The organism is Paenibacillus sp. FSL E2-0201, from assembly GCF_037963325.1.
GTDB lineage: Bacteria > Bacillota > Bacilli > Paenibacillales > Paenibacillaceae > Paenibacillus_AQ.
This window is the reverse complement of record NZ_CP150154.1, coordinates 1,846,435-1,871,351: the sequence shown is the minus strand read 5'-3', so window position 1 is coordinate 1,871,351 and position 24,917 is coordinate 1,846,435. Positions and strand designations below refer to the sequence as shown.

Sequence of the window (24,917 nt, the reverse complement as noted above, 5' to 3'; positions counted from 1 at the left end):
TTATTTCTCCTCCTTGATCAGAACGCGCTGCAGAATAGTAACTAATAATACAATTCCAAGCAATACTACGGCCATCGCTGACGCTAATCCAACTTTGCTGTATTTGAAAGCCACATCTACCGTCTGAATAACAAATGTGCTACTTCCGTTAGAGCCGCCTGTCATGACATACGGAATTTCAAATACACCAATCGCACCACTAATAGCGAGGATTAGATTCAGTTGCAGAATTCGTTTGATACTTGGCATAATAATATGAATAAATTGATGCCACCTATTTGCACCGTCAATATCAGCGGCCTCATAAACATCCTTACCGATCGATGAAATAGCGCCTAGGAAGATCAGGAAGTTCATCCCCATATATCTCCAAAGTGATGCGCCGGCAAGCGAGAAGTTTATCAAATTCGGATTGAGAAGCCATTTTTGCTGTAAACCGCTAAGTCCGATCAAGCTTAGAATCGTATCCAGAGTTCCTTCCGGTTTGAAAAAGAAAAGGAAGATAAATCCGATCGCCACACCGTTTAGCAAGGTTGGAAAGAACAAAATCCCTTTGAACAGATTTTTCATACGAACACTAAAGCTTAGAATCGTTGCGAAATATAAGGCAAGCCCCATCTGAATAAAGGTGGTAAAGAAATAATACAAACTGACTTTAAAAACAGAAAAATATTCGGGATTCGTAAAAATGGTCTTGTAGTTCTCAAACCCGATATACTCCATATTTTTGCTTAGTCCATTCCAGCTTGTGAAGCTATACCGAAACATATTTATAACTGGATAATAAGCAAAGGTGAGCAGTAATACGATCGGTACTAAGGAGAACAAGAATATTATCGCGATCCGTTGATTTCTATAACTCAAATTTGAAAACTTGAACACCCGATACACCTCCAGAAGAAAGCTTCCTCATTTAGTAAAGACTTAATTAAATGTGAAGGGGGAAATGCTCATTAGCATATCCCCTCCGACATTCACTACAGCCTATAGCATTTAGAATACTTATAGTTTTTACTGTGCTGTGACTTTTGCGCGGGCAGCTTTCCACTTATCGTTAAGATCCTTCATGATATCGTCATAGGATTCTTTTCTGTTACCGATCGCTGCTTCAATAATGCGTTTCTTGAAGTCTGGCTGCCAAGCACCAATTTCAGCTTGCTTGTCGATTTCATCGGACCAGCCTTCTTCACCAGCTTTAGCAGCTGCAAGTGTGTCAAATGTTACTTCAGTGCCTTCATATTGTTTCAAAATTTCGGGAAGCTCAGCACCGATAGCCGGACTCATACCACCACCTTCGGTGGTAGGGTAGCCAGATTCGTTAATGAACCAATCCACCCAAGCTCTAGCCGCTTCTTTGTTTTTACTGTGAATGCTAACACCCAGATTGTAGTCACCTGCAAGTGGTACAAGCACTTTTTCTGCATTCGTAGGGAATGGCATAAAGCCAACGTCATCTGGGTTAGCAGCAAGGCCTTTAATTTGACCAATCGCCCAAGATCCAAGAACCATAGTACCGATTTTTCCGTTTGCTAGATCTGCTTTGGAAGATTCCCAATCTGAAGTCGTTGGGTCTTCTTCAATCAAACCTTTTTGTGCTGCATCATATAGAATTTTGTACAGCTCATAGTGAGGTTGACCTGGAACATAGTTATCGTCGCTAGCAACTTGACCGATATTGACATAGTCACGATTGCCGGCAACCGTAGCCAGATCCGCTTCCCATTGCGTTAATGTCCAGCCCGCTGCGTAGTTTGTGTACAAAGGCACTGCTTTTGTCTTATCTTTAATCGATTGAAGAGCCGTCAAGAATTGTTCAGGGGTTCTTGGAACCTCTGTAATCCCAGCGTCTTTGAAGACCTGTTTATTGTAAATCACACCATTAAAGTTGATTGTCATTGGAATTCCGTAGGCAACGCCGTCTACTGCACGCTCTTCCACACCTGTATACTGCTTGCTCATATCTTCGAGTTTACCCAGTGGTTCAAAGAAATCGGGAATATCTTTAATTGCTATACTTGTAGGTAACAAAAGAACATCGCCGTAGTCACTAGTACTCATCCGGATTTTAATTTGATCTTCGTAAGTTGCAAGCGCCTCAAAGTTTACTTTTACATCAGGATATTTTTCATTGAACTTAGCCGCATACTCTTTGAATACGGTATCAACAATATCCGTTCTTTGAGTAATTACTGTAATATCCCCTTTAATATCTTTGGCTGCCGTATCCTCAGCTGGAGCTGAAGAAGCCTCTGTGGATGTCCCCTTATTCCCTGTGTTCTTTGCACCCTCATTGTTGGAGTTGTTGTTTGAGGAACAACCGCTAAACAATCCCGCAACAAGTGTCAGTGCCATTAAGCTCACTATTGTTTTGCCTTTTTTCATGCTTTTACGACCCCTCTCTTCGTTTCAAATCTAATTTTTAGTAGATAACAAAATAATAACTTTTATCATCACAAATAGTTGAAATGAGTATTTATCAATTCCACAATTATTGAATTACTCATGAAAACAAGTGATGATATCGCTTACAAACTCATTATAAATCTATTTTTAACGCAAAACGATGGTTTGAATTGCTTTTTCTGGTCTTGTATTTGTTATTTTTGTTTTTGTTATTTATATTCTGTTATATAATTTATCGAAAATAACCACAAAAAAAGAGAGCTTATCGCCCTCTTAAATAATAGCTTCCTATATAAGTCTAAAACTCTCGTTCCATTTTCGATATTTTACAGCCGCTTTTATAATCCTTTGGTGTCATACCACACATTTTCTTGAACAATTTATTAAAATAAACAGGATCACTATAACCTACTTTATCGGCAATTTCATAATTTTTCAGGTCAGGATGCTCCATCAGCAATTCTTTCGCCTTAGTAATACGAATCCGAATTAGATAATCGGTTATAGTTAGGCCCGTCTTTATTTTGAACAAACGGCTGAGGTAGCTCGCATTCATACCGACGGTCTCCGCCAAGCGCTCGAGTTCGAAGTTCTGATCATACTCCCTCTCCAGTATGCTCTTAGTCTGTTCAACTACGTAATGCTCTCCACCGTCTGCCCCTTGAGAGAACATCTCCTCCTGGTCTTTGACGTTCTTTTTCTTCGCACCCTCTACTCTCTTGAGCAGTTCATATAGCTGAGTCTTATCAATCGGTTTTAGTAAATAATCCATCACCCCATGACGGATTGCTCGGCGGGCATATTCAAATTCACTAAACCCGCTAAGAACGGCAATAGGCATATCCTCCATCTGTCCTCTAACCTGTTCAATTAGCTTAAAACCATCCATTCTAGGCATTTTTATATCTGTAATAAGCAGATCCATATCCTCTCGGGATAACTTTTCAATATGCTCCCAAGCTTCCAACCCGTTTCCGTAGGATCCAATTACATGTACGTCTAATTCCATCCTGGATGTGATTTTTTCAAGCCCTCTGCGAATGACTTCCTCGTCGTCCGCAATCATAATATTTATCATTTGAGTACTTCCCTCCAGTTGTATCGGCCAGTTATTATGATTGCGCTATCATCACGAATAGTATTCTCCACATGTATTACGTCAATGTAGGATTGCGCTCATTTATAGTCTTGTATTTACTATAACGAAAGTTATTCAAATTTCCCAGCCGCAACTATAAATTGTCCTTGAAATCATCTTCGAAAAAGTATATAACTAAATTAAGTTGTTATTATAAACTAACAAATTAATAATAACTATATAACAAAATTAAGATTTGCTAATTTTTCTCTTTTCTATTTTCAATGTAAGGTGGGGATTCTCAATGCGATTTAACAACGAATACATTGCAGGTGTAACCTGGGGTTTCTCGGGTACTCGTGGTTCATGGAAAACAGAAGAAGCGGAACGTTCGATGGAACTCATGTCTTCAGTTACTGGAGCGAACTGGACAGCTGTTGCTCTTAGTGCGCTTCAAGCTACCGCTCATTCAACGGAAATTCCCTATTGGGAAACTCCAACCGTTAGTGATGAAGAAGTGAAATCGGCCATCAGTAAAGCGAAATCATTACAGTTAAAGGTATGCCTGAAGCCGATTGTTAATTGTGCTGACGGAACTTGGCGTGCTCACATTAACTTTTTCGATAAGGATGTTCCTTGCGAGCCTAAATGGTCTGAGTGGTTCAGCTCATATACCAAATTCATTCTGCACTATGCCTCCATCGCTGAGGAAACAGGCTGTGAGATGTTATGTATCGGCTGTGAGCTTGTACAAACGGATAGGCGGGAAACTGAATGGCGCACACTTATTGCTGAGGTTCGGAAGGTTTACTCAGGAATTCTTACTTACAATTGCGACAAGTATCAGGAGGACAACGTAACCTGGTGGGATGCGCTCGATGTGATTTCTTCAAGTGGGTATTATCCAGCTAACGATTGGGAAGCTCAGCTCGACCGGATTGAGAATGTAGTGCGATCACAGAATAGGCCTTTCTTTTTCATGGAAGCCGGTTGCCCAAGCCGGAGCGGAAGCGCCGCTATTCCTAATGACTGGACCTTAAAGGGTGAACCGAGCCAAGAGGAACAAAGCAAGTTCTATCGGGCAATGTTTCAAGGCTGTGAGCGCAGAGATTGGGTTCAGGGCTTTATGCTCTGGGACTGGCCTACTCATCTTTATCCCATTCATGAAGCTGCTCAGAATGATGATTATTGTATGTATGGCAAGCAAGCCGCAGGGATTATCAACGAATATTTCACCTCAAAAATCAATAAGTAATGTGAGGAGTGACTAATAACCAATGATTAATTCACCAGAATTATGGATTACCCAGCTTGAAGATGAGCTGCAGGGTAATATCCTCAGTTTTTGGATGAAACAAACGAAGGACAAAATTAATGGGGGATTTGTTGGCGAGATTGACAATCAGCTGAACACTAGTCCTGACGCGGAGAAAAGCCTTGTGCTTAATGCCCGTATTCTATGGTCCTTTGCGAGCGCTTACCGGATTTACGGCAAGACAGAATATCTAGCTATGGCAGAACGTGCCTATGCCTATCTGATGGATCACTTCATCGATAAAGAGTATGGCGGTTTATACTGGATGGTCGATGCTGAAGGCAAACCTGCTCAGGAGAAAAAACAGATCTACGGCCAAGCTTTTGCTATCTACGCATTGGCTGAGTTCTACCATGCAACCGAACGATCTGAGGTATTGGATGAAGCGATTCAATTGTTCCAGCTTGTAGAGAAATACGGCTATGATTCTATATATAAAGGTTATGTTGAAGCTTTATCCCGGGAATGGCAAATCACGGATAACCTAAGTCTTAGCAGTAAGGATATGAATGAGAAAAAATCTATGAATACGCATCTGCATGTGTTAGAGGCTTATACCGGACTTTTTCGAGTATGGAAGTCTAAGGAACTAGAGAGCAAGCTGGCTGAGCTAATCGAAACAATGCTGGATCATATCATTGATAAGGAAGGCAAGCATTTCCATCTTTTCTTAGATGAAGCATGGACTGTGAAATCAGATATTATCTCCTACGGACATGATATCGAAGGTAGCTGGTTACTTGTGGAAGCAGCAGAAACGCTTGGACATGAAGAACTACTGCATCGTGTACATACAGTAGCCATCTCCATGGCAGAGGCCGTTCTTGCGGAAGGCATAGATAACGACGGCGGAATATGGAATGAGGCAGACCCGAACGGATTACTGAGCAAAGAGAAAGATTGGTGGCCGCAAGCCGAGGCGGTTGTAGGATTCTATAATGCTTATCAGCTGACCGGTGACAGCAAATTTAACGAGGCTGCCCAAGCCTCCTGGACTTTTATTGATAAATATATGGTAGATCACCAGTTAGGCGAATGGTACTGGAGTGTAGATGAGAATTACCAGCCTTTAGCTCATGCTCCAAAGGTTAGTGCCTGGAAATGTCCTTATCATAACAGCAGAGCCTGCTTCGAAATGATCGCACGACTGAAATCAACAATAAAGGAGACTGTATAATGTCATTATTTCAAGAACGCAAACAACAATTAACAGATCGTTATGAAACACTGATAACCCGTAAAAATGAAAAGCTTCCTTATGGAAACGGTATTTATGACCGCTATGCTCATCCACTGCTTACCGCTGAGCATGCTCCCCTAATCTGGCGTTACGACTTCAACCCAGACACCAACCCTTTCTTCGCGGAAAGAATCGGTGTAAACGGTGTATTCAACCCTGGTGCGATTGAACTGAACGGCAAGTTCTATCTCGTAGCCCGCGTTGAAGGTAATGATCGCAAATCTTTTTTTGCTGTAGCTGAAAGTGACAATGGGGTGGATGGCTTCCGCTTCTGGGATCACCCAGTCGTGCTGCCTGAGACAGAAGTTCCGGATATCAACGTCTACGACATGCGCCTCGTAAGCCATGAAGATGGCTGGATCTACGGTCTCTTTTGTACAGAACGCAAAGATCCAAACGCCCCACACGGCGATCTTTCCAGCGCAGTAGCACAATGTGGTATTGTTCGCACAAAGGATTTGAAGACCTGGGAACGTCTGGCTGATCTTAAGACGAGTTCTGCTCAGCAGCGTAATGTGGTGCTTCACCCTGAATTCGTAGATGGAAAATATGCCTTCTACACTCGCCCACAGGATGGTTTTATTGATGCAGGCTCCGGTGGCGGTATTGGCTGGGGACTCTCGGATACCATTGAGGATGCCGAGATTACGAGCGAGACTATCATGGATGAACGCCACTACCATACCATCAAGGAAGTAAAGAATGGTCAAGGTCCTGCACCTATCAAAACTGCAAAAGGCTGGCTGCATATTGCTCATGGTGTACGCAATACCGCTGCTGGGCTTAGATACGTGCTCTATGCCTTTTTATCTGATTTGGAGGAGCCAAACAAAGTCACGCATTCACCAGGCGGTCATTTCATCGCACCAGACGGTGAAGAACGTGTCGGGGATGTCTCTAACGTCGTGTTCTGTAATGGTGTGATTGCACGTGATAACGGTGAGATCTACATTTACTACGCTTCCTCCGATACTCGCATCCATGTAGCTACAACTACCGTTGACCAAATGTTAGATTACGTGCTGAACACTCCTGAGGATCCGCTTCGCTCATATGCTTGTGTACAGCAACGTATCGCTCTCATTGATCGTAATTTAGCACTGTAGGGTTTGGCTTTTAAACTTATACAGAAAAAAAAGCGTACTCAGTTAAAGTTTCTACTGAGAACGCTTTTTTTCTTCTTACTAGACACGGGCAGGTGTACCTTGATGGAAATACATCTTCCATTCTCCATTCCTACACTTCCATATTGAACTGCGCAGTGTATGTTGCTTCTTGTCTTCGTTATAGATTCGATAGGTTACTAACGCTATATCCTCAGACAACAGATGTAGCTCAAAACGACTCAGTGTCATTCGAACAATTCCTAGTCCTTCTTCAGGAATACCATCACTTTTATACCACATTCCACCCGAACTACCAATTTCAAAAAAATCGTCGGCGAGCAGCTTTGATATTTCTTCAGGAGAAGAACGAATTTCTGGCTTTAATAATTTTTCTTCTAACTCGCGTAAATAGACCTCTAGCTTAGCCTCTCTCGTCATTCTCGATCACCTTCGATCTCACTTTGTCTCATACAAAGCCCGGTATTCATCCTCCAGCATAGACATCAAAATCAAGTTATGAAATTCTCCATCAACATAAAGAGCATCCCGCTCCACACCATCGCGTTTGAAACCGAGCTTCTCATAGACATGAATGGCTCTTGGATTAAATGGATACACACCAAGATGGATGCGATGCAGCTTCAAGCTTTCAAAGCCATATTGCAGCATTTGAGTCATAGCCTCAGTACCGTAACCTTTCCCTCTATGTTCATGGCTACGAATCCCAATTCGAATGTTTGCGCTGCGGTTATCCGGATCTATTTCATTCAGCACCACTTCTCCGATAAGCTCATCCGTTTCCTTGACGATAATCATAAGATCCACACGATCCTCAGCTGGAACACTAATTTTTCGAATCCAGTCCGCAGTTTGCTTGCGAGAGATTTCTCCTTGTGACCCCGTTAGACGTCCCATCTCCTCATCAAGTAAAAAGTTATAATAAGCCTCCAGATCGGTCGCTTCTACAGCACGCAGAATAATATGCTCGCCATCTATCTTTGGCATTGTATTTGCTTCAGTCATAGCATTTCCCCCTAAACTACCTTCACCATTATATATTTGTAAAACTAATTTCTAGTCGCGCGGTTTATCCACAGAATCACGATGCACTATGTCTGCTGCGATCAGGATCTTCTCCAGTGGCGCAGAGGGATGCCCAATCCGGCTTAGCAGCTTCTCCACTGCCGCCCGACCCATCGCTTCTTTAGGGACATGTACAGTAGTTAGCGGCGGAATGCCCCTTGAGGCATCCTCAATATTATCAAAGCCCGTAACCGAGATATCCCCTGGAATATTAAGACCTTCTGCCTTCAGGATATCACTGACCGAGAGTGCTGTTTTGTCATTGGCGCAGACCAAGGCGGTTGGGAGTGTCTTCGCTTTTTTCCGCTTCATCACCCAATTTTTAAAATCCTCTTGGAATACATCTTCCTCCACCCCTTCCAAAAAGAGATTCGAGTCATCTTCCAAAGGCAGTCTTATCCCACTTTCCTCCAGCGCACTCCGAAAGCCAATCCACCGGTCACGGAAGCTGCGTGAGAATCCAATATTCCCGATAAAATGCATTTGGGTATGGCCTGTCCCCATCAAATGATTAGTCAGCCGAGCCATCGAATCCACATTGTTCGCGAATACAGTATCACTTGGAATTAATGGATCTTCATGGTCAATTAACACCATCGGCAGACCAATACGATGTACCTCAAGCAGTAAAGAAGTGGAGATTTCACCCACTCCTACCAAACCAAGAATCCCGCTTGGGTTCAAGATATTAACGAAATTATCTGCACGGTTCTCAGAGATGATCACCATTCCTAGTCCTTCTTGATCCAGAGCAAGAGCAATACCGTCCACAATCTTTCCCCAATACAAGGAATCCTGAGTCTGTGAGCGGATATTCGGCATTAATACAAGCACAGATTGCTTATTCCGATCACTCCCCGCCACCGGAGGCGTTCGTTTAATACCTTGGACAAAAGCGTTCTTTTGCGTAAAATAGCCTAACTGCGAAGCCGCTTGAATAACTCGTTCTCTGGTCGTCTCATTAACGCCAGCTTTACCCGATAGTGACTTAGAGACAACAAATTTAGATACACCGAGATGATCGGCTATTTTTTGCATGGTGACCTTTTTAGCCATATTAAACCCTCCAGATTTACTTGAAATTTATGTACTTAAATATTTAAGGCTGTGAAGCCACCTGTGTTTCCGCTCGCGCTTCCTTCCATTTGGCATTCAGTTCATCAAAGGCCTTCTGTAAATCAGGTGCAGCAAGTAACTCCTGAATATAATCACCGGACCAAAAGGATAGCTTGGCACGATTTGCGATATCAATGAATGCATCACTCTGAACTGTGGGATCAAGCAGCTTCGGTTTGTAAGATAAAAACTCTTGATACTGCGGCATAAAAGGGTTTAAGCTGCCGTCAGCAGGGAGAAATCCCCAATCATCTTTATAGGAAGTCTCCTTCACAAAAAAGTTCAGCCAAGCCATTGCAAGCTCTTTATTCTTGCTATATTTACTTACCCCCATGAACCAGTCTGAATTGATCGGCGCATAATGAGAGTCACTATTATCATATGGAAATGGGAAGAATCCAATATCTTCTGGCGAAGCTCCAACATCAAGGACTTGTCTAATGGTCCAATTTCCAACTAAATACATCCCTGCTTGACCCTTGGCGAGCTTAGTCTTCGATATTTCCCAATTGTTCGAGAAGAGTTCATCTTCAACATAACCTTTAGATATTAGGGTTCTGGCAATAGAAATCGATTTCCCCCATTCATTATCAAGCTGCCACGGGCTATCTTCATTTACCATTTTATTAAGATATTCAGGGTCGCCTGCCATATAGTTAACTAGAGTATTCCCCCATTCACGCAGTGGCCAAACCGCCCCATAATTCATATATAGCGGGATAACTCCTGCCTGTTTCAACTTAGCACAAGCCTCATAGAATTCATCTAATGTCCGCGGAACAGAAGTAATACCTGCTTTTTCGAAAGCTCTCTTATTATAGACGATCCCAACCGTGGTAGTTCCCGTCGATACCCCATATCGTTTGCCCTTATAAGTAGAAAAAGAAGGGAACCGTTCACCAGCAGTTGTTTCCTCATCCAGCGGCTCGAAAAAATAATCCAGCTCCTTTGCAGGGAGATTTACCGGAAGCAGCAGTACATCACCCGCATCCTTAGTGGACAGCCGTACCAGAATATCCGTTGCGTAGTTGGACAGACCCTCGAATTCGACATTCGCGCCTGGGTATTTTTGCTTGAATTGTTCTGCATATCCTTGAAAGGTTCCGTTCTCAATCAAATCTATTCGATTGGTCATCATGACTATGGTGCCGGATAAGTCAGACTTCACCTCATTTCCAACTGGAGGCACTTTAGATTCCGTCTGATTGGTGTTGTTCTCACAGCCACTTATTGATATCAAAAAGAGAAGCAGCAGTACGGTACGCATAGCCCAGTGTAATCTCATCCCCTTCAACGGACAGCCCCCTCTGATTTCAGTCAGGTAATCAAATCACTTCCGGTTCCAGCAGCGGCAGCGACAAAATAACATCCGTCCCTTGTCCAAGCACACTGTATACCTCAATTCCATATGCCGCTCCATAATGAAGGCGCACTCGTTGCTGTATATTTTTCATACCAATCCCCCCATTGATGCTTTTCTTAGGAGGACTTTCTTTCTGAAGCCCATCGTTCAATCTCTCCAAAGTGAGCTTATCCATTCCACAGCCATCGTCCTTAATATGAAACAACAGCATTTGCTCAGTAATCTCGCAACGAATGCTTAGATGCATTTGCGGTTTGTTATCATCTAAGCCATGATAGGCTGCATTCTCTATGATCGGCTGGAAAACTAGCTTGATAATAGAGTAATTATCTAAAGCATCCGGCACGTCGATCTCCAGCACGAAACGATTAGGGTAGCGACAATTCAACAGCTCAACATAATTGCGCACATATCCAAGCTCTTGCTTCATTGTCGTTTTACCGCTCAAATCACTTGTACTATACCGTAGCAGTTTACCTAAAATAGAGATCATATCCGCAGCTTCAATATCATCATTAAGCTCAGCGGTCATCCGGATCGACTCCAGCGTATTATAGATAAAATGAGGATTAATTTGACTCTGCAGAGCGTGAAGTTCCGCTTCCTTCTTCTGTTCTTCGATTCGGTAGATATCTTGAATTAACTGTCTGATCCGAGCCAACATTCGATTGAACTGATGTCCAAGCAGACCAATCTCGTCACGCCGTCTAACCCTAAACATCACATCCAGATCGCCGCCCTGAACCTTTTTCATCAGATGAATCATTTGGGATAGCGATTTAGTGAGCGCAAAGGAAAGAATAATGGAGATGATTAGCGCCAACACAATGATACTTAATGTAGCAGCGAGTGTTGCATTACGGGTCACCTTCACATCCCGCATCAGCACATCCACAGGAATGGAGATAATGGCCTTCCAATTGCTCTTGTTAGAGCTTGAATAGATATTTAGAAATTCTTTTCCGTTGACTGTATCATAGAAACTTCCGGATATCCCATCGACCCTTTTGAATCGCTCTGAATCAGATACATCTGTGGCAAGAAGCTTTTTATTGCTGTCGTACACGACCATCCCATTTCCATCAACAATCAGAGATTGGCCATGTGTTACTTTATCCAACTCTTTAACTCGATTCTCCAGATTGCTAATATTCGCTTCTACCGCGATCAGCCCAATCGGATTTAGCAATCCATCCACGATTTTGCGAACAACAGTAAAAGCATATCGAGTACTCTGCAAATTACTCGTAAACGATTGGGTGCCAAACAAGAGTGCTTCTCCGCTGGAATCCTTCGTCTGCTGACTCCAGTACGTATAGCTTTGATCAAGGTCAAGCCGCACTCCACCATCCTTGGCAGAATAATAGCCATTCCCATGAGCATCAAAAATATAAACCGTGTTCGCGCCTCGCTTAATATTGTTAATAAATGAAATATTACCTTCTATTCCCCGCTGAATGGATAGCAACAGATCAAAATCTCTAGGCGACAATGAGGCACTGCCTCCTTTCCCACCCATGATCTCTTTCTGCTCATAGTAGCGGTTTGAACGAATTAAATTTTGTTTAATATCGTTCACATAGGCTGGCATAGATGAAATTCGCTTCATATCTTCGATATAATCATCTACTCCATCCATCATTTGATCGATTAGCTTCTCAGAATAAGCAATAGTGTTGCCCTGAATAGAAGCTGAATAACTCTTATAAGTAAACACACTAATGAAGGTTAGCGGAAGCGTAATAATGATTAAAAAGACGAGGAGCAGCTTGCGTTCCATACTCATGTCCCCGATAGCGGACCACCAGCCAAAGATGCGTTTACCTTTCATAGGGTCCTTCTCCTTAAACCTTTTTACTAACTTGTTATTATTAATTACCTAACAAAATTATTATACGGGGAAGTTCTTCTTTATACAATAACAAAACCGCTTCCTCATAGCGAAGAAGCGGTTTTGTTAGGAAGACCATATAATGATTATTAATAAGGGATCCTATTACTTTATAGTGAATAATGACAGCTTGTCCTTCAACTGTCCTGAAGCACTTTCCAGCTTGCCTGATAGTGAAACGAGTTGATCACTAACACTTTGCTGTTCGTTACTGAGTGAAGCCACTTCTTCGGAAGTCGCTGAAGATTGCTCAGCTACAGCACTGACGTTACCCATCGCTTCTGACAACACAACCTGTGAATGATTTAAGCTGCTGATCGCTGTTGTCACCGATTCCAGACTAGTAATAAACTCATCCATCTGTCCTTTTACGGATACAAAGATATCACTCGTACTCTTCACTGAGCTTATTTGCTCTTTGAAGAGAGGGGCCACTTCAGATAATACAGCTTCCGTTTCGTTCATTTCCATAATGATCTTGTCGGTGATTCCGGCTACTAGGGCAATAGACTGCTTCGATTGGTCGGCAAGCTGTCGCACTTCACCCGCTACCACCATAAAGCCCTTACCAGCTTCACCTGCACGTGCAGCTTCTATCGTCGCATTTAATGACAAAATATTCGTCTGCTGTGTGATACTCTTCATCACGTCCAGTACCTTAATTACTGAGAATACCGTTTCTTTCAAATGATTAACACGCTCTACAAGCGCACTTGTCTTTTCCCCAGTACGGCTAGTCTGATCCAATAAATCCGTTAATTGTTTAGCACCTTGCGCGCTGGCTTCCCCTACCCCACGAGCAGCCTCGTCCATCTCAGAGTTGGCACTGATCACAGTCTGCATTTGTGTAGCTATCACATCTGTAAGCTCATTCCCACGTTCAGCTTCAAGTGCCAGGCTGCCTGCTCCTCCGGCGATTTCTTCCGTCGCGGCTGCGATCTCCTTCGCTGAGATAGCTGTCTTGCGCGATGCTTCTCCAAGCTCCCCAGCGGTCTCCAGCACATCTCGAGCGGTTTCTGTCGTTTGCGATACAAGCTCAGTAATCCGCTCCATCATCAAGTTAAAGGATGCTGACAGTTGACCAATTTCATCCTTAGACACATATTCTGTGCGTACACTTAAGTCTCCACCTGCACCTTGAACCATAAGATTCTTCAAACGTGCCAGTGGGCGAGCAATCATACGAACCATCCAAATTCCGATGAATATCGCCAGCAGAGCCGCACCCGCAGCCGCAATAAAAGTTGTCAACAGAATCGGACGTGCTTCCTTCACAAGCTCGTCTGTAGGAACTACACCGGTGAGCTTCCAATCCGCACGCATCATCGGATTAAACACCGCCAGAATTGGTTTGCCGTTAGAATCTTTGACATCTAGACTAGTGTTATTCTTCTTGCTCTCTTTGATAAAAGTAAACTCCGACGGCTTTCCTTCATCCTTCTGATCGGTAGAAGCCACCACTGTTCCATCAGGAGTCACCAATTGAATACGGGAGCCGTCTCCAAGCTTCACGCTTGCGAAAGCTTCTTCCAACAGTGCATTTTTCATTACAATCATGATTATGTAACTATCATTTGATCCCAGATTTTTAAGAGATCTCACCATAGCGATATCCTTTTCTTCATTTCCTTGAACGGAAGTGGAGAACCAAATATTTTTGGCACCGCCTTTGTCACCGTCTGAATAATATGGATTATATTCTTTAGTGCTGGCTAGAACCGTCTTATACCATTCTTGCTCTCTTAATCCATCAAGATTAATGCCACCACTACCACTTGTAACAATATCTTGATCAGGTGACTCTGGAATCAAAGAGACACTGATAATATTAGAATCTGTTGTAGTCTGACTGGATAATTTCTTACTAATGGAGCTTGTAGCTTCAAACTTCTCATAAGACGTTTTGGCATTCACCAAAGCCCTAAGATCCGTTTGCGTTTGTGCATCAAAATAAAGCTGCAATGCCAGGTTCTCATACTGTTTCAAGGTAATATCCAGCTTCTCCGCAGTCTGAATAATAGTCTGACGATAAGCTTCGGATACGTTATTCTTTATCGTTGTTTTTGCCTTTGAATATGATATTAGTCCAAGTGACATCACTACGATTACAGTGGAGCATAGGAAGATTAGAAATAACTTCACTCCGACGGATTTGATAGGATTCACTCTCTTGATTTGGCTTCCCCAACCCAACACCATATTCTTAGCATCTAGCTTTGATGTCTTACCTGTGCTTGCTTCATTGCTCTGTACATTTACGGATTTCTTATTATTCTTCTTCATCTCTAACCTTCTCTCTTTATGCTTTTCACTAATACTATCTTGATCAGGATCCCCATCATGATCATCTACCCGCTAATATTAGAGGACATATGAAAGCGCTAACTATATTATATATCGGTATATTAGGTCTTTTTTCTTAGCTTTAATACACTTTTTTTATAACTTTTAACCTATGTATTTTGAGGCAAAAAAACTTCGTTCGTTCTACCCTCCTTCTTGGGTTTATTTGTTAGTTACTAATATATATAACTTATTGTTAGCTTTGTCAAAAGAAAAACAGGGATGCTCTTCTAACAAAGAACATCCCTGTATCCTATTAAGATTTTCTCTTACGCATCATATCAAAGTATGCTACTGGTTGATCTACCTTCATGCGAACACGTTGCAGAGGATGACGGGCTACATCAAGCGGGTTGCCTGCTTCATCCCATATTTCCGCTACAGTCTGCTTAAAGAACGTATCATTCGGTCCGAAGAATTCAACTTCCTGACCAGGCTTGAAGTGATTGCGTTGCTGAATTAGTGCCATTCCACTCTCAGCATCGTATTCTAGCACAAGTCCGGCAAAATCATAAGGAGCTGCTTTTTCTTCCGGTTCATAGATATGATCTTCATGATCCGGAGTATCATAGAAGAACCCTGTGTTAAGCGGACGATTCGCCGCTTTGTTCAGCTCGTCCAGCCACTCTTGCTTCAACTCGTACCCTTCCGGATCAGCCATGTAAGCATCAATGGCTTTACGATAAGCATTAACGACAGTAGCTACATAGTGAATCGACTTCATCCGTCCTTCGATCTTGAAGCTGTCGATACCGACTTCAATGAGTTCAGGGATACTTTCCAACATGCACAAATCCTTAGATCCCATGGAAAAGGGATTATCCCCTTGCTGATGCAGTGGAATCTGAGTTACACCCGGAAGTAAAGGTGCCGGAGATTGCACTTCAGCTTGATCTTCTTCAGACACCCAAGTGCCTTCAGGACGCGCATCCTCGAACAGATCATATTTCCAGCGGCAAGACTGGCAGCAGCCTCCGCGATTGGAGTCACGGTCTGTAAAGTGATTGGATAATACGCAGCGACCTGAGTATGAGGAGCACATCGCACCATGGATAAAGCTCTCAATTTCAATGTCGACATGCTTCTTAATTTCGGCGATCTCTTCCAGGCTTGTCTCACGCCCGAGTACTACGCGTGGTAGACCTTCTTCTTTCCAGAAGGATACAGCTTGCCAGTTCAGTGTAGATTGTTGAGTACTCAAATGCACCTCTAATCCAGGTACTAAACGGCGCGCTGTATCTACAATGACTGGGTCAGCTACGATAATGGCAGCAATACCGACTTCATATAGGTTACGCAGATATTCTTCAATCCCTGCGACATCTTCATTGTGAGCATAAATGTTCGTTGCAACAAATACCTTAGCGCCATACTTCTTCGCGAATTCAACACCTTCACGCATTTCCTCAAAGCTGAAATTGTCTGCCCCTGAACGCAAACCGTATTTCTGCCCTCCGATATAAACAGCATCCGCACCATAATGTACTGCGAATTTTAATTTTTCCAAATTACCGGCTGGAGCTAGGAGCTCCGGTTTGTCCAGACGGTAACGTTTGCCCTTGAATTGCGGCTTTGTCATGGTTCCCATTCCTGTTCTCCCCTCCATAGCCCCACAAAGTGATGTCTACACTTGATTACAAGCACCTAGTCTTTGCGGGGAACTAAAAACTGTCTTAAATTAAACTTAATATACTTGCTCTTTATAGAAAAATCCGAAGCTTAGCTCCCGTTCTGGATCCTGCAACGTTCTGATTGCTTCCATCCAATCCTCTTGGAAAGAATAGCCTTCTGGATCAGCTGCATAGAGATCAATAGCTTTGCGATATGTCTTAACAACCGCCACATTATAAGCTGTTGATTTCAACAATCCTTCAATCTTAAAACTCTGTACGCCTGCAGCCATAAGGATATGAAGATCCTCCAAAATACAAATATCATCCGAACTCATAATATGTGTACCGTTCACGTCTTCATAGATCGGGAACTTTTGGTCATCTCGTTCTGCCTCAATCAAGAATAGACCACGTTCCTTGCCAAGACTGCCCCCTTCAATTGGACGTCCTTGATGTGACATATAGCTTTCTACAAGCTTACGCTTGGAATGATATATATTGGTCATGCCGTGAACCTGAACCTGTGCTTCTACCTCTAAAAGCGGAACCATTTCCGTCATTTCATCCATATTCAGCTCACGGGCAAGAACAACGCGACTAGCCCCTTTACGCCCCCAATAATTCGCGGTTGCGTAATTGGTAGAGGTCATTTCTGCATTCCAATGCAGATTCATCCCCGGCGCTTCCTTTTTCACTGTAGTCAACACAGCAGGATCACCAAATTCAACACCATCAACACCAAGTTCACCTATAGCCTTCACATAGGCAGGAAGCTCTTCGAGAAGAAGGTTGGACATGAGCCCACCTAGTCCAGCATATACCTTGCAGCCACGCGCATGTGCCATTTCTACGACAGCAGCTGAATCCTCCAGAGAAAAATGTCCGGCAAGACGCATGCCGAAACGGTCATCCCCGATGAGCAACGCGTCGGCTCCGGCATCCAGCAAAGCAGCAGCTTCCTCTAAGGATGCTGCTGTCGCCAACAATTCCGGTTTGTTAGTCATGTTGTACCTCCTACTTGTACAGTTGTTTCAACCGCACCACTCTTCATTTTAATATTTTATTTCGATTCTTGCTTACTTTTTTCGATATTGGCTAAATGTTCCTTGTAGGTCTTAGCAAACAAATGGCCTTGTGTACCATCTTTCTTAGTCACATAGAAGTAGTATTCAGATGCCTCAGGTTCAAGTGCCGCCTGAATGGAAGCCAGCCCTGGATTACTAATAGGTCCCGGAGGAAGCCCAATATTTCTATACGTATTATAAGGACTGTCAACTTCCAAATCTTTATATAACAGTCTTTCCTTCTGTTTGTCGAGCAAATATTGAACCGTAGCATCAATCTCCAGCTTTTGCTCCTTCTTTAAGCGGTTATAAATCACGCCAGCGACTAGCGGTCGTTCACTATCTACCACGACTTCACGCTCAACTAACGAGGCCACCGTCAACAGTTCATGCAGCGTCATTCCACGTGCTTCAAGCTTCTGCTTCCAGTTCGGGATCGTATCCAGTTTCTTCTGGAACTGATCCAATAACGCTTCTACAACTTCCTGCGGTGTACTGTCCTTAGCTAGTTCATACGTTTCTGGGAACAAGTATCCTTCAAGACGATGGCGAAGATTCTTATCCTGTGGGATACCTAGAAGATCAACTCCCTTTAAGCCCGCACCGGTATCCATTATTTCGAGAAAAATAGCAGCCTCCTGATTCCACGCTTCAGCAAGCTTCTTGGCAATCTGCTCAGCAGTATATCCTTCGGGAATTGTAAAGGTTATGGTCTCTTCCTTAACAACATCACCAGCATTTAACCTCTCGATGAGCTCGTCATAGGTATCGCCTGGACTAGCAACATAAGTACCAGCCTTGAAGCTAGAACCTTCTTTGGTCCATTTCAAATATCCCTTAAAAAAAAGACTGTTGCGAATAATGCCATTTTGTTCGAGCAGGTCGGCTATTTCCGCACTGCCCATGCCCTTCTCTATCGTAAATGTTACGGCAGGTCCTGCAGGCTTTACCGGCTGCATCCCGTTCCAAATGTACCAAGCGCCTCCGCCTCCTGCTGCTACCAGCAAAAGAATAACGATAAGCACAGTACGGATTGCGGATTTCAAGTCAGGTTCCTCACTTTCCGACTATAAAGTATAAAAGTGTATTACTTAAAATTCAATACATATCTCAAGAAATGCTCTACATAAGGAGGTCACTGTAAGAGTTACAGGGAATTACTCCCTATATTTCATGAGCTAAGGGCATGATCCCGGTTATTCCTTAAAATTATAGGGAGTAATTCCTTATAATATCAAAACACCAACCAATCCCTCTTACTTATGAGGAGAATTCCCTATAAGTAAGAGGGATTGATGATCGTACCTAAATCTCAGGAATTAATAGTTGAATTCTCCAAAAAGAACATCACATATACCAAGCAAAAAGAGCGCGGAATTCTCCGCCCTCTTCCGTACTCGTCATAAATGTAACGTACATGTTTAAGACTTACTCTGCGTCATCCACTGGGAAAGTCATCTCATCATATAGTTCTGAGATATCTTCCCATTCTTCATCGTCAACGATGTTCTCTAATTCCGGAAGTCCGTTAGGAGAGACAACGATACGCAGGATTTCATAATCCACGTCTTTACCAGCGCCTTGCAGCACAGCATAGCCGCGACCACCGACTTCAAATTCGGCAATAATATCGTAAATGGAAGACTTGCCCTGCTCATCTTCCAGTTCTACTGTTTCTCCGTAGGCTTCTTTAAGTCGAGAAGTCCATACCGCTTGATCAGCGGATCGTTCAGTCATTCTCAGATCCTCCGTCCAACTCGTCAACCAGTGTGTTGAAAGTCTCTTCGACAATCGCCCACTCCTCGTCATTATCGATCATGAACAATTGAAGATCGTCGCCTTCTTCCACATAACGGAACGCATAAACCTCATCGGTTTCCTCGTCCTCGGAATCAAGCGGAACCACCATCATGTACTTAGCGTCCGAGCCATCAACCTCAAACTTCATAATGACCTCGAATTCCTCTTCATTACCTTCCTCATCGGGAATATAGATAATTTCCGGTTCTTCCTCTTGGCCAATCTGTTCGTTTGTCATTTCCTCGCACCCCTCACCTTTTACTGTTAGCATCCAAAAAATTTTGCAAAATCAGGGCTGCAGCCATTTTGTCCACAATCCCTTTGCGTTTCTTCCGGCTGACGTCCCCTTCAATCAGCACCCGCTCTGCGGATACCGTCGTCAGACGCTCATCCCAAAGGTGTACGGGCATTGCAAATTGCTCCCGCAGCTTGTCAGCGAACTCTATGCAGATTTCGCCCCGGGGTCCTACTGAGCCGTTCATATTCTTCGGTAGACCAACTACAATCTCTCCAATTTCGTGCTCCGTAACAAGTTCACGAATACGTTCGAACTCATTACCAGTACCGCGGCGCTCAATCGTTTCAAGAGCTTGTGCCGTCCATCCAAAAACATCGCTTGTGGCTACACCGATTCTACGGTCGCCGTAATCCAGTCCTAACTTCTTCTTCATCTGGGATTATCCACCTTGTGATTGACGAGGTAGAATCTAACCAGCTCTTCAATCAGCTCATCACGTTCTTTTCTCCGGACCAAACTTCTCGCATTGTTATGACGCGGAATGTAAGCTGGGTCTCCGGAAAGTAGATACCCTACGATCTGATTGATCGGATGATACTCTTTCTCCACCAGTGCATCGTATACAGCGAGCAATATTTCCTGGGGAGAAGCTTCCTTTTCGTCGCCCTTCACATTGAATTTGACCGTTTTGTCCATGGAGTCCATTTGTGACACCTTCCTTCTGCAAAATCACCCTATCAGGGCGGCTTCGCAAAGTTGCTACTGTGCAGCTCACTTGCTTCCTTTATCATAACATATTCATAGCCCAACGAGGAAATCCTACGCGTGGAATAACGCTTTTTTTGGTATTTCCTCTACAAAAATAATGATATTTTTGGCTTTTAAGCTATTGTCAAGCACAACTTTCCATGAAAATCTAACCACCTGTTAATAAAGAGTAGCGGTACTGATGTCAACCTCTCAGTACCGCTATGTTTTTTCGTAATACGTTTAAATTAAGAAATAGTTTCGTAATTTTAATTTATGCTAGGGAAGCTATTAATTCTTCAGCTTTAGCCAGTGCCTCACTAAGCTTGGAAGCGTCTTTACCGCCAGCTTGTGCCATATCTGGACGTCCGCCGCCGCCGCCGCCGCATACTGCTGCAACTTCTTTAACGATCTTACCAGCGTGGAAGCCCTTTTTCACCAGATCCTGTGGTACAGCTACAACAAAGTTCACCTTATCGTCCATGGCAGCACCCAGAACAAGAACAGCATCCGGAAGCTTGGATTTCAATTCATCTGCAGTGGAACGCAATGCATCCATATTTCCTGCTTGAACGGCAACAGCAAGAAGCTGCGTACCTGTGCCAACCGTCTTCACACTGCTCGTTAGTTCAGCAGCAAATGTTGCGCTCAGCTTAGATTGCAAGGATTCATTCTCACGCGAAAGCTCACGGACTTGGTTATGCAATGCTTCAATCCGTTTTGGAACATCATTCAAAGAAGACTTCAGTAGACCTGCAGATTGCTTTAGCAGATCCAGTTGACTCTCAGTGAACTGATAAGCGTAACGTCCAGTCACTGCTTCGATACGGCGCACTCCAGAACCAATACCACTTTCGCTAAGCAGCTTGAAAATTCCAATTTGAGATGTGTTGGATACATGGCATCCGCCACAAAGCTCAAGGCTGTAATCGCCGACTTGAACGACACGGACGATATTACCATACTTTTCACCAAATAGTGCCATAGCACCCATAGCCTTAGCTTCATCAATCGGCTTGTTCTCAATGACTACATCAAGACCACGCCAGATTTGTGCGTTCACGCGATGCTCGATGTCGCTTAGTTCTTCCGGTGTAATCGCTCCGAAATGGGAGAAGTCAAACCGTAAACGTGCGCCTTCCACTAACGATCCTGCTTGGTTAACATGGCCGCCGAGAACCTCTTTGAGCGCTTTATGCAGTAGATGGGTAGCTGTATGGTTCTTCACGATATCTTCACGCTGTGCACGATCTACTTCAGCGCGAACCGATTCGCCTACTTTCAATTCTCCAGCTTCCACAGTTACCAAATGTACATGTTGACCGTGTGGAGCTTTGAACAATCCTTTTACCTTAGCTGTAACCGAACCGCCAGTAAGCACACCCGTGTCACTCACCTGTCCACCACTTTCAGCGTAGAACGGTGTTGCCTCAAGAATCACTTGGCACTCTACGCCTTCGCCAGCAGTGTCCACCAATTCGTCACCCACAACAATAGCCATAATCTTCGACTCTGTTACCGAGTCATTATATCCAACAAATTCACTTTTAACCGTCAGATCCGCCAATGCGCCACCCTGAATCTTCATGCTGCCACCGTCATGACGTGCTGCTCTTGCACGGTCACGCTGTTCTTGCATAGCGGCATCGAAACCTTCACGGTCTACAGTTAATCCTTGCTCTGCTGCGAAATCTTCAGTCAAGTCAAATGGGAACCCGTAAGTGTCATAAAGCTTGAATGCATCGGCTCCAGCAATGGTGCTGAGGCCATCCGCTTTTGCTTTAGTGCTGATCTCCCCCAAAATAGCCAATCCGTCAGACAATGTCTCATGGAAACGTTCTTCTTCTGTACGGATAATCTTTGCGATATATTCACGATTCTCGACAACGGATGGATAATACACACCCATAATCTCGCCAACAGTTTCCGTTAATTCATGCAGGAATGGACGATCCAGACCCAAGGTTTTTCCGTAACGAACGGCACGGCGTAGCAATCGACGGATAATATAACCACGACCTTCATTAGAAGGAAGTACTCCGTCACCTACGGCAAAAGTAACCGTACGCACATGGTCAGCGATAACTTTAAGCGCGATATCCTGCTCAACATTATCTTTATAAGTTACACCGGCAAGCTCAGCAGTTTTTTGAATAATGGGTTGGAACAAATCGGTATCGAAGTTGGAATCTACATCTTGCAAAATGGAAGCAAAACGCTCTAATCCAGCACCGGTATCAATGTTCTTGTTCGGAAGCGGCGTATAGCTGCCATCCTTGTTATGGTTGAACTGTGAGAACACTAGGTTCCATACTTCAAGCCAGCGTTCGTTTTCTCCGCCTGGATACATTTCTGGATCGCTCATGTCGCTGCCGTAAGCTTCGCCGCGGTCATAAAAGATTTCCGAACAAGGACCACAAGGGCCTTCGCCGATATCCCAGAAGTTTTCATCTCCCAGCTTAATGATGCGTTCTGCTGGCAAGCCCACTTTTTCATTCCATAGCTTGAATGCTTCTTCATCCTCAGCATACACAGTTACGGAGATGCGTTCAGGATCGAAGCCGATCCACTCCTTGCCAGTTAAGAATTCCCAAGCCCATGTAATAGCTTCTTCTTTGAAATAATCGCCGATAGAGAAGTTACCCAACATTTCGAAGAACGTATGGTGACGACGTGTCTTCCCTACATTCTCGATATCATTGGTACGAATACATTTCTGTGAGTTCGTCAGGCGCGGATTCTCAGGAATCTCACGTCCATCAAAGTAAGCTTTCAGCGGTGCCATACCTGCGTTAATCCACAGCAGCGATGGATCGTTATGCGGTACGAGGGATGCACTAGGTTCAATCTTGTGACCTTTACTTTCAAAAAACTTAAGCCATTTGGAACGAATTTCACTTGCTTTCATTATTTACAGCTCCCGTCTCATCATTAATTCGGCGTATGCGCCAGATTACACAAATTTTCTAAACAAGCATAAACGCCTTCGGCGTCCTTATAAGGACGATAAGCGTTTAAGCGAGAAATATAAGACATAAAGTATGGTGCGAAACTTATACTTTCTTATATTTAAATAAAAACAAAAAAACGCCCCTGAATAATTCAGGGACGATTAATATCGCGGTACCACCCTGGTTATCGCCTTAACCCGATTCACGGGAAAATTGCAGACGATCGCCTTGTCGCGGCTGATAACGGGTGCCCCCGGTGAGATTTGTGATCCCACACTCCGAAATTAGCTTTCCACCGGCCTGTCTTCAAGGTTCTCACAGCCATTACGAAACGCTTTCGTAAAGGAACCTGTTCTCTGATCAAGCCATCCTCCGGCGTACTTCATTTTCATCAACGTTTTATCCGATTTACATTTTAACATTTCAAGTATAGCCAGTGCCCCTGCATCTGTCAATCCGGGGGGTAGCTAAGGATATAGTGAGAATATATGATTTTTGTAATGGTGAACTCGGGCACTTAAAGAATATAGTAAATCTCAGATATCATTTGGAAAATTATGTATTGTAAATGATGCTCTAGAATACGCAATGCTCGGGTAAAACCTAAGGAGGATTACAAATCATGCTGCGCAATAAAGTAACTGAGGAGCTATCGATTGTTAAAGTTAAGCCTACATCAATACGCTATATCGTCAGTCTCATTTTTATTCATATTCTCTTCACACTAACGGTTAACCTTGTCCTTTTTGCAAATGGAACTTTAAGCGTTATTGCCAAAAGCACAAACGGATGGATCAACGAAACGTTAGCTGCAAATCTGTTCGGCCTTGTGTTAGAAGTGGTTATTTTCTTATGTATAATAGCTAAATTATCACCTAATGATATTGGGTTAAGAAAAAATAAATTATTAGCAGGACTTATCGGTACTTTACTATTTTGGCTTGCTATAAACATTGTTGATTTAGGTATGACATTACTGACTCACTCAAGTTTAACATTCAATAATGATATCTTTACGAATTCGAACGTCGTCTTCGGTGGATTTCTGGGTCAGATTTTCGGAAATGCTTTACTGGAAGAAGTTTTGTTTCGGGGCTTTCTGCTAGTTCAAATTTATCTTTTATTAAATAAAGTCAAAAAAGTCAAAACCAATACTTCACGCATTATTTATGCAATGCTTATCTCACAATCGATCTTTGCCGCTATACATATCCCAAATCGGATCTATTCAGGATTAGTCGGAATTGATTTTGTTTATGATTTTATCATTCTAGTAATCCTAGGGGTCATATTCTCATTACTCTATGTTTTAACCAAGAATCTATTTTTCGTGATTGGCGTCCATTCCTTAATGAATGTTCAGATTATGTTTTGGAATAGTAGTTTTACTTATACAGCAACTTTAATCTGTGTATTGTTACTGACTTGTCTTTTAATTTGTTTCAAAAGAAAGAAATTCCGAGCGCAGAAATCTATGGATTTGAGTCTCCACTAGCAAATCCCTCCCTCCATACTTCGGAAGCAGTCGATCACCAAAACGTAGGGCAGCGACTCTCAAGTAAATAT

Annotated in this window: 21 protein-coding genes; 4 read left to right on the top strand and 17 right to left on the bottom strand. The window is 43.3% G+C overall.

Annotation, left to right across the window (positions count from 1 at the left end; translation table 11 throughout):
* The 3 genes from NSU15_RS08265 to NSU15_RS08255 form a co-directional block, all read right to left on the bottom strand.
* Window positions 1-882 carry a sugar ABC transporter permease gene (locus NSU15_RS08265; RefSeq protein WP_042125503.1) on the bottom strand — a complete coding sequence of 294 codons (882 nt, stop codon included), beginning with the start codon at window positions 880-882 and terminating at the stop codon, window positions 1-3.
* A 129-nt stretch (window positions 883-1,011) separates the two neighbouring features.
* Window positions 1,012-2,382, bottom strand: a complete 1,371-nt coding sequence (locus NSU15_RS08260; protein ID WP_042125500.1) for an extracellular solute-binding protein — start codon at window positions 2,380-2,382, stop codon at window positions 1,012-1,014.
* Window positions 2,383-2,701: 319 nt separating this feature from the next.
* On the bottom strand, window positions 2,702-3,481 hold the full coding sequence (locus NSU15_RS08255; protein ID WP_076120850.1) for a response regulator: 780 nt from the start codon (window positions 3,479-3,481) through the stop codon (window positions 2,702-2,704).
* 304 nt (window positions 3,482-3,785) lie between these two features.
* On the opposite strand from NSU15_RS08255, the gene NSU15_RS08250 reads away from it, so the two are divergent.
* From NSU15_RS08250 to NSU15_RS08240, 3 genes are read left to right on the top strand one after another with little or no spacing between them, the layout of a single operon-like run.
* Window positions 3,786-4,736, top strand: a complete 951-nt coding sequence (locus NSU15_RS08250; RefSeq protein ID WP_076120851.1) for a 1,4-beta-xylanase — start codon at window positions 3,786-3,788, stop codon at window positions 4,734-4,736.
* Between the two features lie 22 nt (window positions 4,737-4,758).
* Complete coding sequence (locus NSU15_RS08245; protein WP_076120852.1) at window positions 4,759-5,973, top strand: AGE family epimerase/isomerase; 1,215 nt, start codon at window positions 4,759-4,761, stop codon at window positions 5,971-5,973.
* Window positions 5,970-7,142 carry a glycosidase gene (locus NSU15_RS08240; protein WP_076120853.1) on the top strand — a complete coding sequence of 391 codons (1,173 nt, stop codon included), beginning with the start codon at window positions 5,970-5,972 and terminating at the stop codon, window positions 7,140-7,142. The genes NSU15_RS08245 and NSU15_RS08240 overlap by 4 nt, the downstream gene beginning before the upstream one ends.
* 78 nt (window positions 7,143-7,220) lie before the next feature.
* On the opposite strand, the gene NSU15_RS08235 is transcribed toward NSU15_RS08240, so the two are convergent.
* From NSU15_RS08235 to alaS, 14 genes are all read right to left on the bottom strand, one after another.
* On the bottom strand, window positions 7,221-7,580 hold the full coding sequence (locus NSU15_RS08235; RefSeq protein ID WP_076120854.1) for a DUF4440 domain-containing protein: 360 nt from the start codon (window positions 7,578-7,580) through the stop codon (window positions 7,221-7,223).
* Window positions 7,581-7,598: 18 nt separating this feature from the next.
* A complete protein-coding gene (locus NSU15_RS08230; protein ID WP_042125490.1) occupies window positions 7,599-8,165 on the bottom strand; it encodes a GNAT family protein in 567 nt (188 codons plus the stop codon).
* Between the two features lie 51 nt (window positions 8,166-8,216).
* Window positions 8,217-9,281: a LacI family DNA-binding transcriptional regulator gene (locus tag NSU15_RS08225; RefSeq protein ID WP_339289856.1), complete on the bottom strand. Its 1,065-nt coding sequence runs from the start codon at window positions 9,279-9,281 to the stop codon at window positions 8,217-8,219.
* A 43-nt stretch (window positions 9,282-9,324) separates the two neighbouring features.
* The gene (locus tag NSU15_RS08220) at window positions 9,325-10,626 is read right to left on the bottom strand and encodes an ABC transporter substrate-binding protein (RefSeq protein WP_339291284.1); all 1,302 of its coding nucleotides are present in this window, start codon (window positions 10,624-10,626) and stop codon (window positions 9,325-9,327) included.
* A gap of 40 nt (window positions 10,627-10,666) precedes the next feature.
* A complete protein-coding gene (locus NSU15_RS08215) occupies window positions 10,667-12,535 on the bottom strand; it encodes a sensor histidine kinase (protein ID WP_339289855.1) in 1,869 nt (622 codons plus the stop codon).
* A 165-nt stretch (window positions 12,536-12,700) separates the two neighbouring features.
* Window positions 12,701-14,878: a methyl-accepting chemotaxis protein gene (locus NSU15_RS08210; protein ID WP_156114748.1), complete on the bottom strand. Its 2,178-nt coding sequence runs from the start codon at window positions 14,876-14,878 to the stop codon at window positions 12,701-12,703.
* 316 nt (window positions 14,879-15,194) lie between these two features.
* Entirely contained in the window at window positions 15,195-16,526 is a 1,332-nt protein-coding gene (locus NSU15_RS08205) for a U32 family peptidase (RefSeq protein WP_042125482.1), read from the bottom strand.
* 96 nt (window positions 16,527-16,622) lie between these two features.
* Entirely contained in the window at window positions 16,623-17,555 is a 933-nt protein-coding gene (locus NSU15_RS08200) for a peptidase U32 family protein (RefSeq protein ID WP_042125480.1), read from the bottom strand.
* A gap of 56 nt (window positions 17,556-17,611) precedes the next feature.
* Complete coding sequence (mltG, locus tag NSU15_RS08195; RefSeq protein ID WP_231574078.1) at window positions 17,612-18,661, bottom strand: endolytic transglycosylase MltG; 1,050 nt, start codon at window positions 18,659-18,661, stop codon at window positions 17,612-17,614.
* Window positions 18,662-19,043: 382 nt separating this feature from the next.
* Window positions 19,044-19,352, bottom strand: coding sequence for a DUF1292 domain-containing protein (locus tag NSU15_RS08190; protein WP_042125478.1), 309 nt, complete (start codon window positions 19,350-19,352; stop codon window positions 19,044-19,046).
* Window positions 19,345-19,653, bottom strand: a complete 309-nt coding sequence (locus tag NSU15_RS08185) for a DUF1292 domain-containing protein (protein ID WP_038569507.1) — start codon at window positions 19,651-19,653, stop codon at window positions 19,345-19,347. Before NSU15_RS08185 ends, NSU15_RS08190 begins: the two co-directional genes overlap by 8 nt.
* A gap of 13 nt (window positions 19,654-19,666) precedes the next feature.
* Entirely contained in the window at window positions 19,667-20,086 is a 420-nt protein-coding gene (gene ruvX, locus NSU15_RS08180; RefSeq protein WP_042125475.1) for a Holliday junction resolvase RuvX, read from the bottom strand.
* On the bottom strand, window positions 20,083-20,358 hold the full coding sequence (locus NSU15_RS08175) for an IreB family regulatory phosphoprotein (RefSeq protein ID WP_042125473.1): 276 nt from the start codon (window positions 20,356-20,358) through the stop codon (window positions 20,083-20,085). The genes ruvX and NSU15_RS08175 overlap by 4 nt, the downstream gene beginning before the upstream one ends.
* Before the next feature lie 316 nt (window positions 20,359-20,674).
* Entirely contained in the window at window positions 20,675-23,308 is a 2,634-nt protein-coding gene (gene alaS, locus NSU15_RS08170) for an alanine--tRNA ligase (protein WP_339289854.1), read from the bottom strand.
* A 665-nt stretch (window positions 23,309-23,973) separates the two neighbouring features.
* Between alaS and NSU15_RS08165 the strand changes: the two genes are divergently transcribed.
* The gene (locus NSU15_RS08165) at window positions 23,974-24,846 is read left to right on the top strand and encodes a CPBP family intramembrane glutamic endopeptidase (protein ID WP_339289853.1); all 873 of its coding nucleotides are present in this window, start codon (window positions 23,974-23,976) and stop codon (window positions 24,844-24,846) included.
* Window positions 24,847-24,917: the final 71 nt, after the last annotated feature.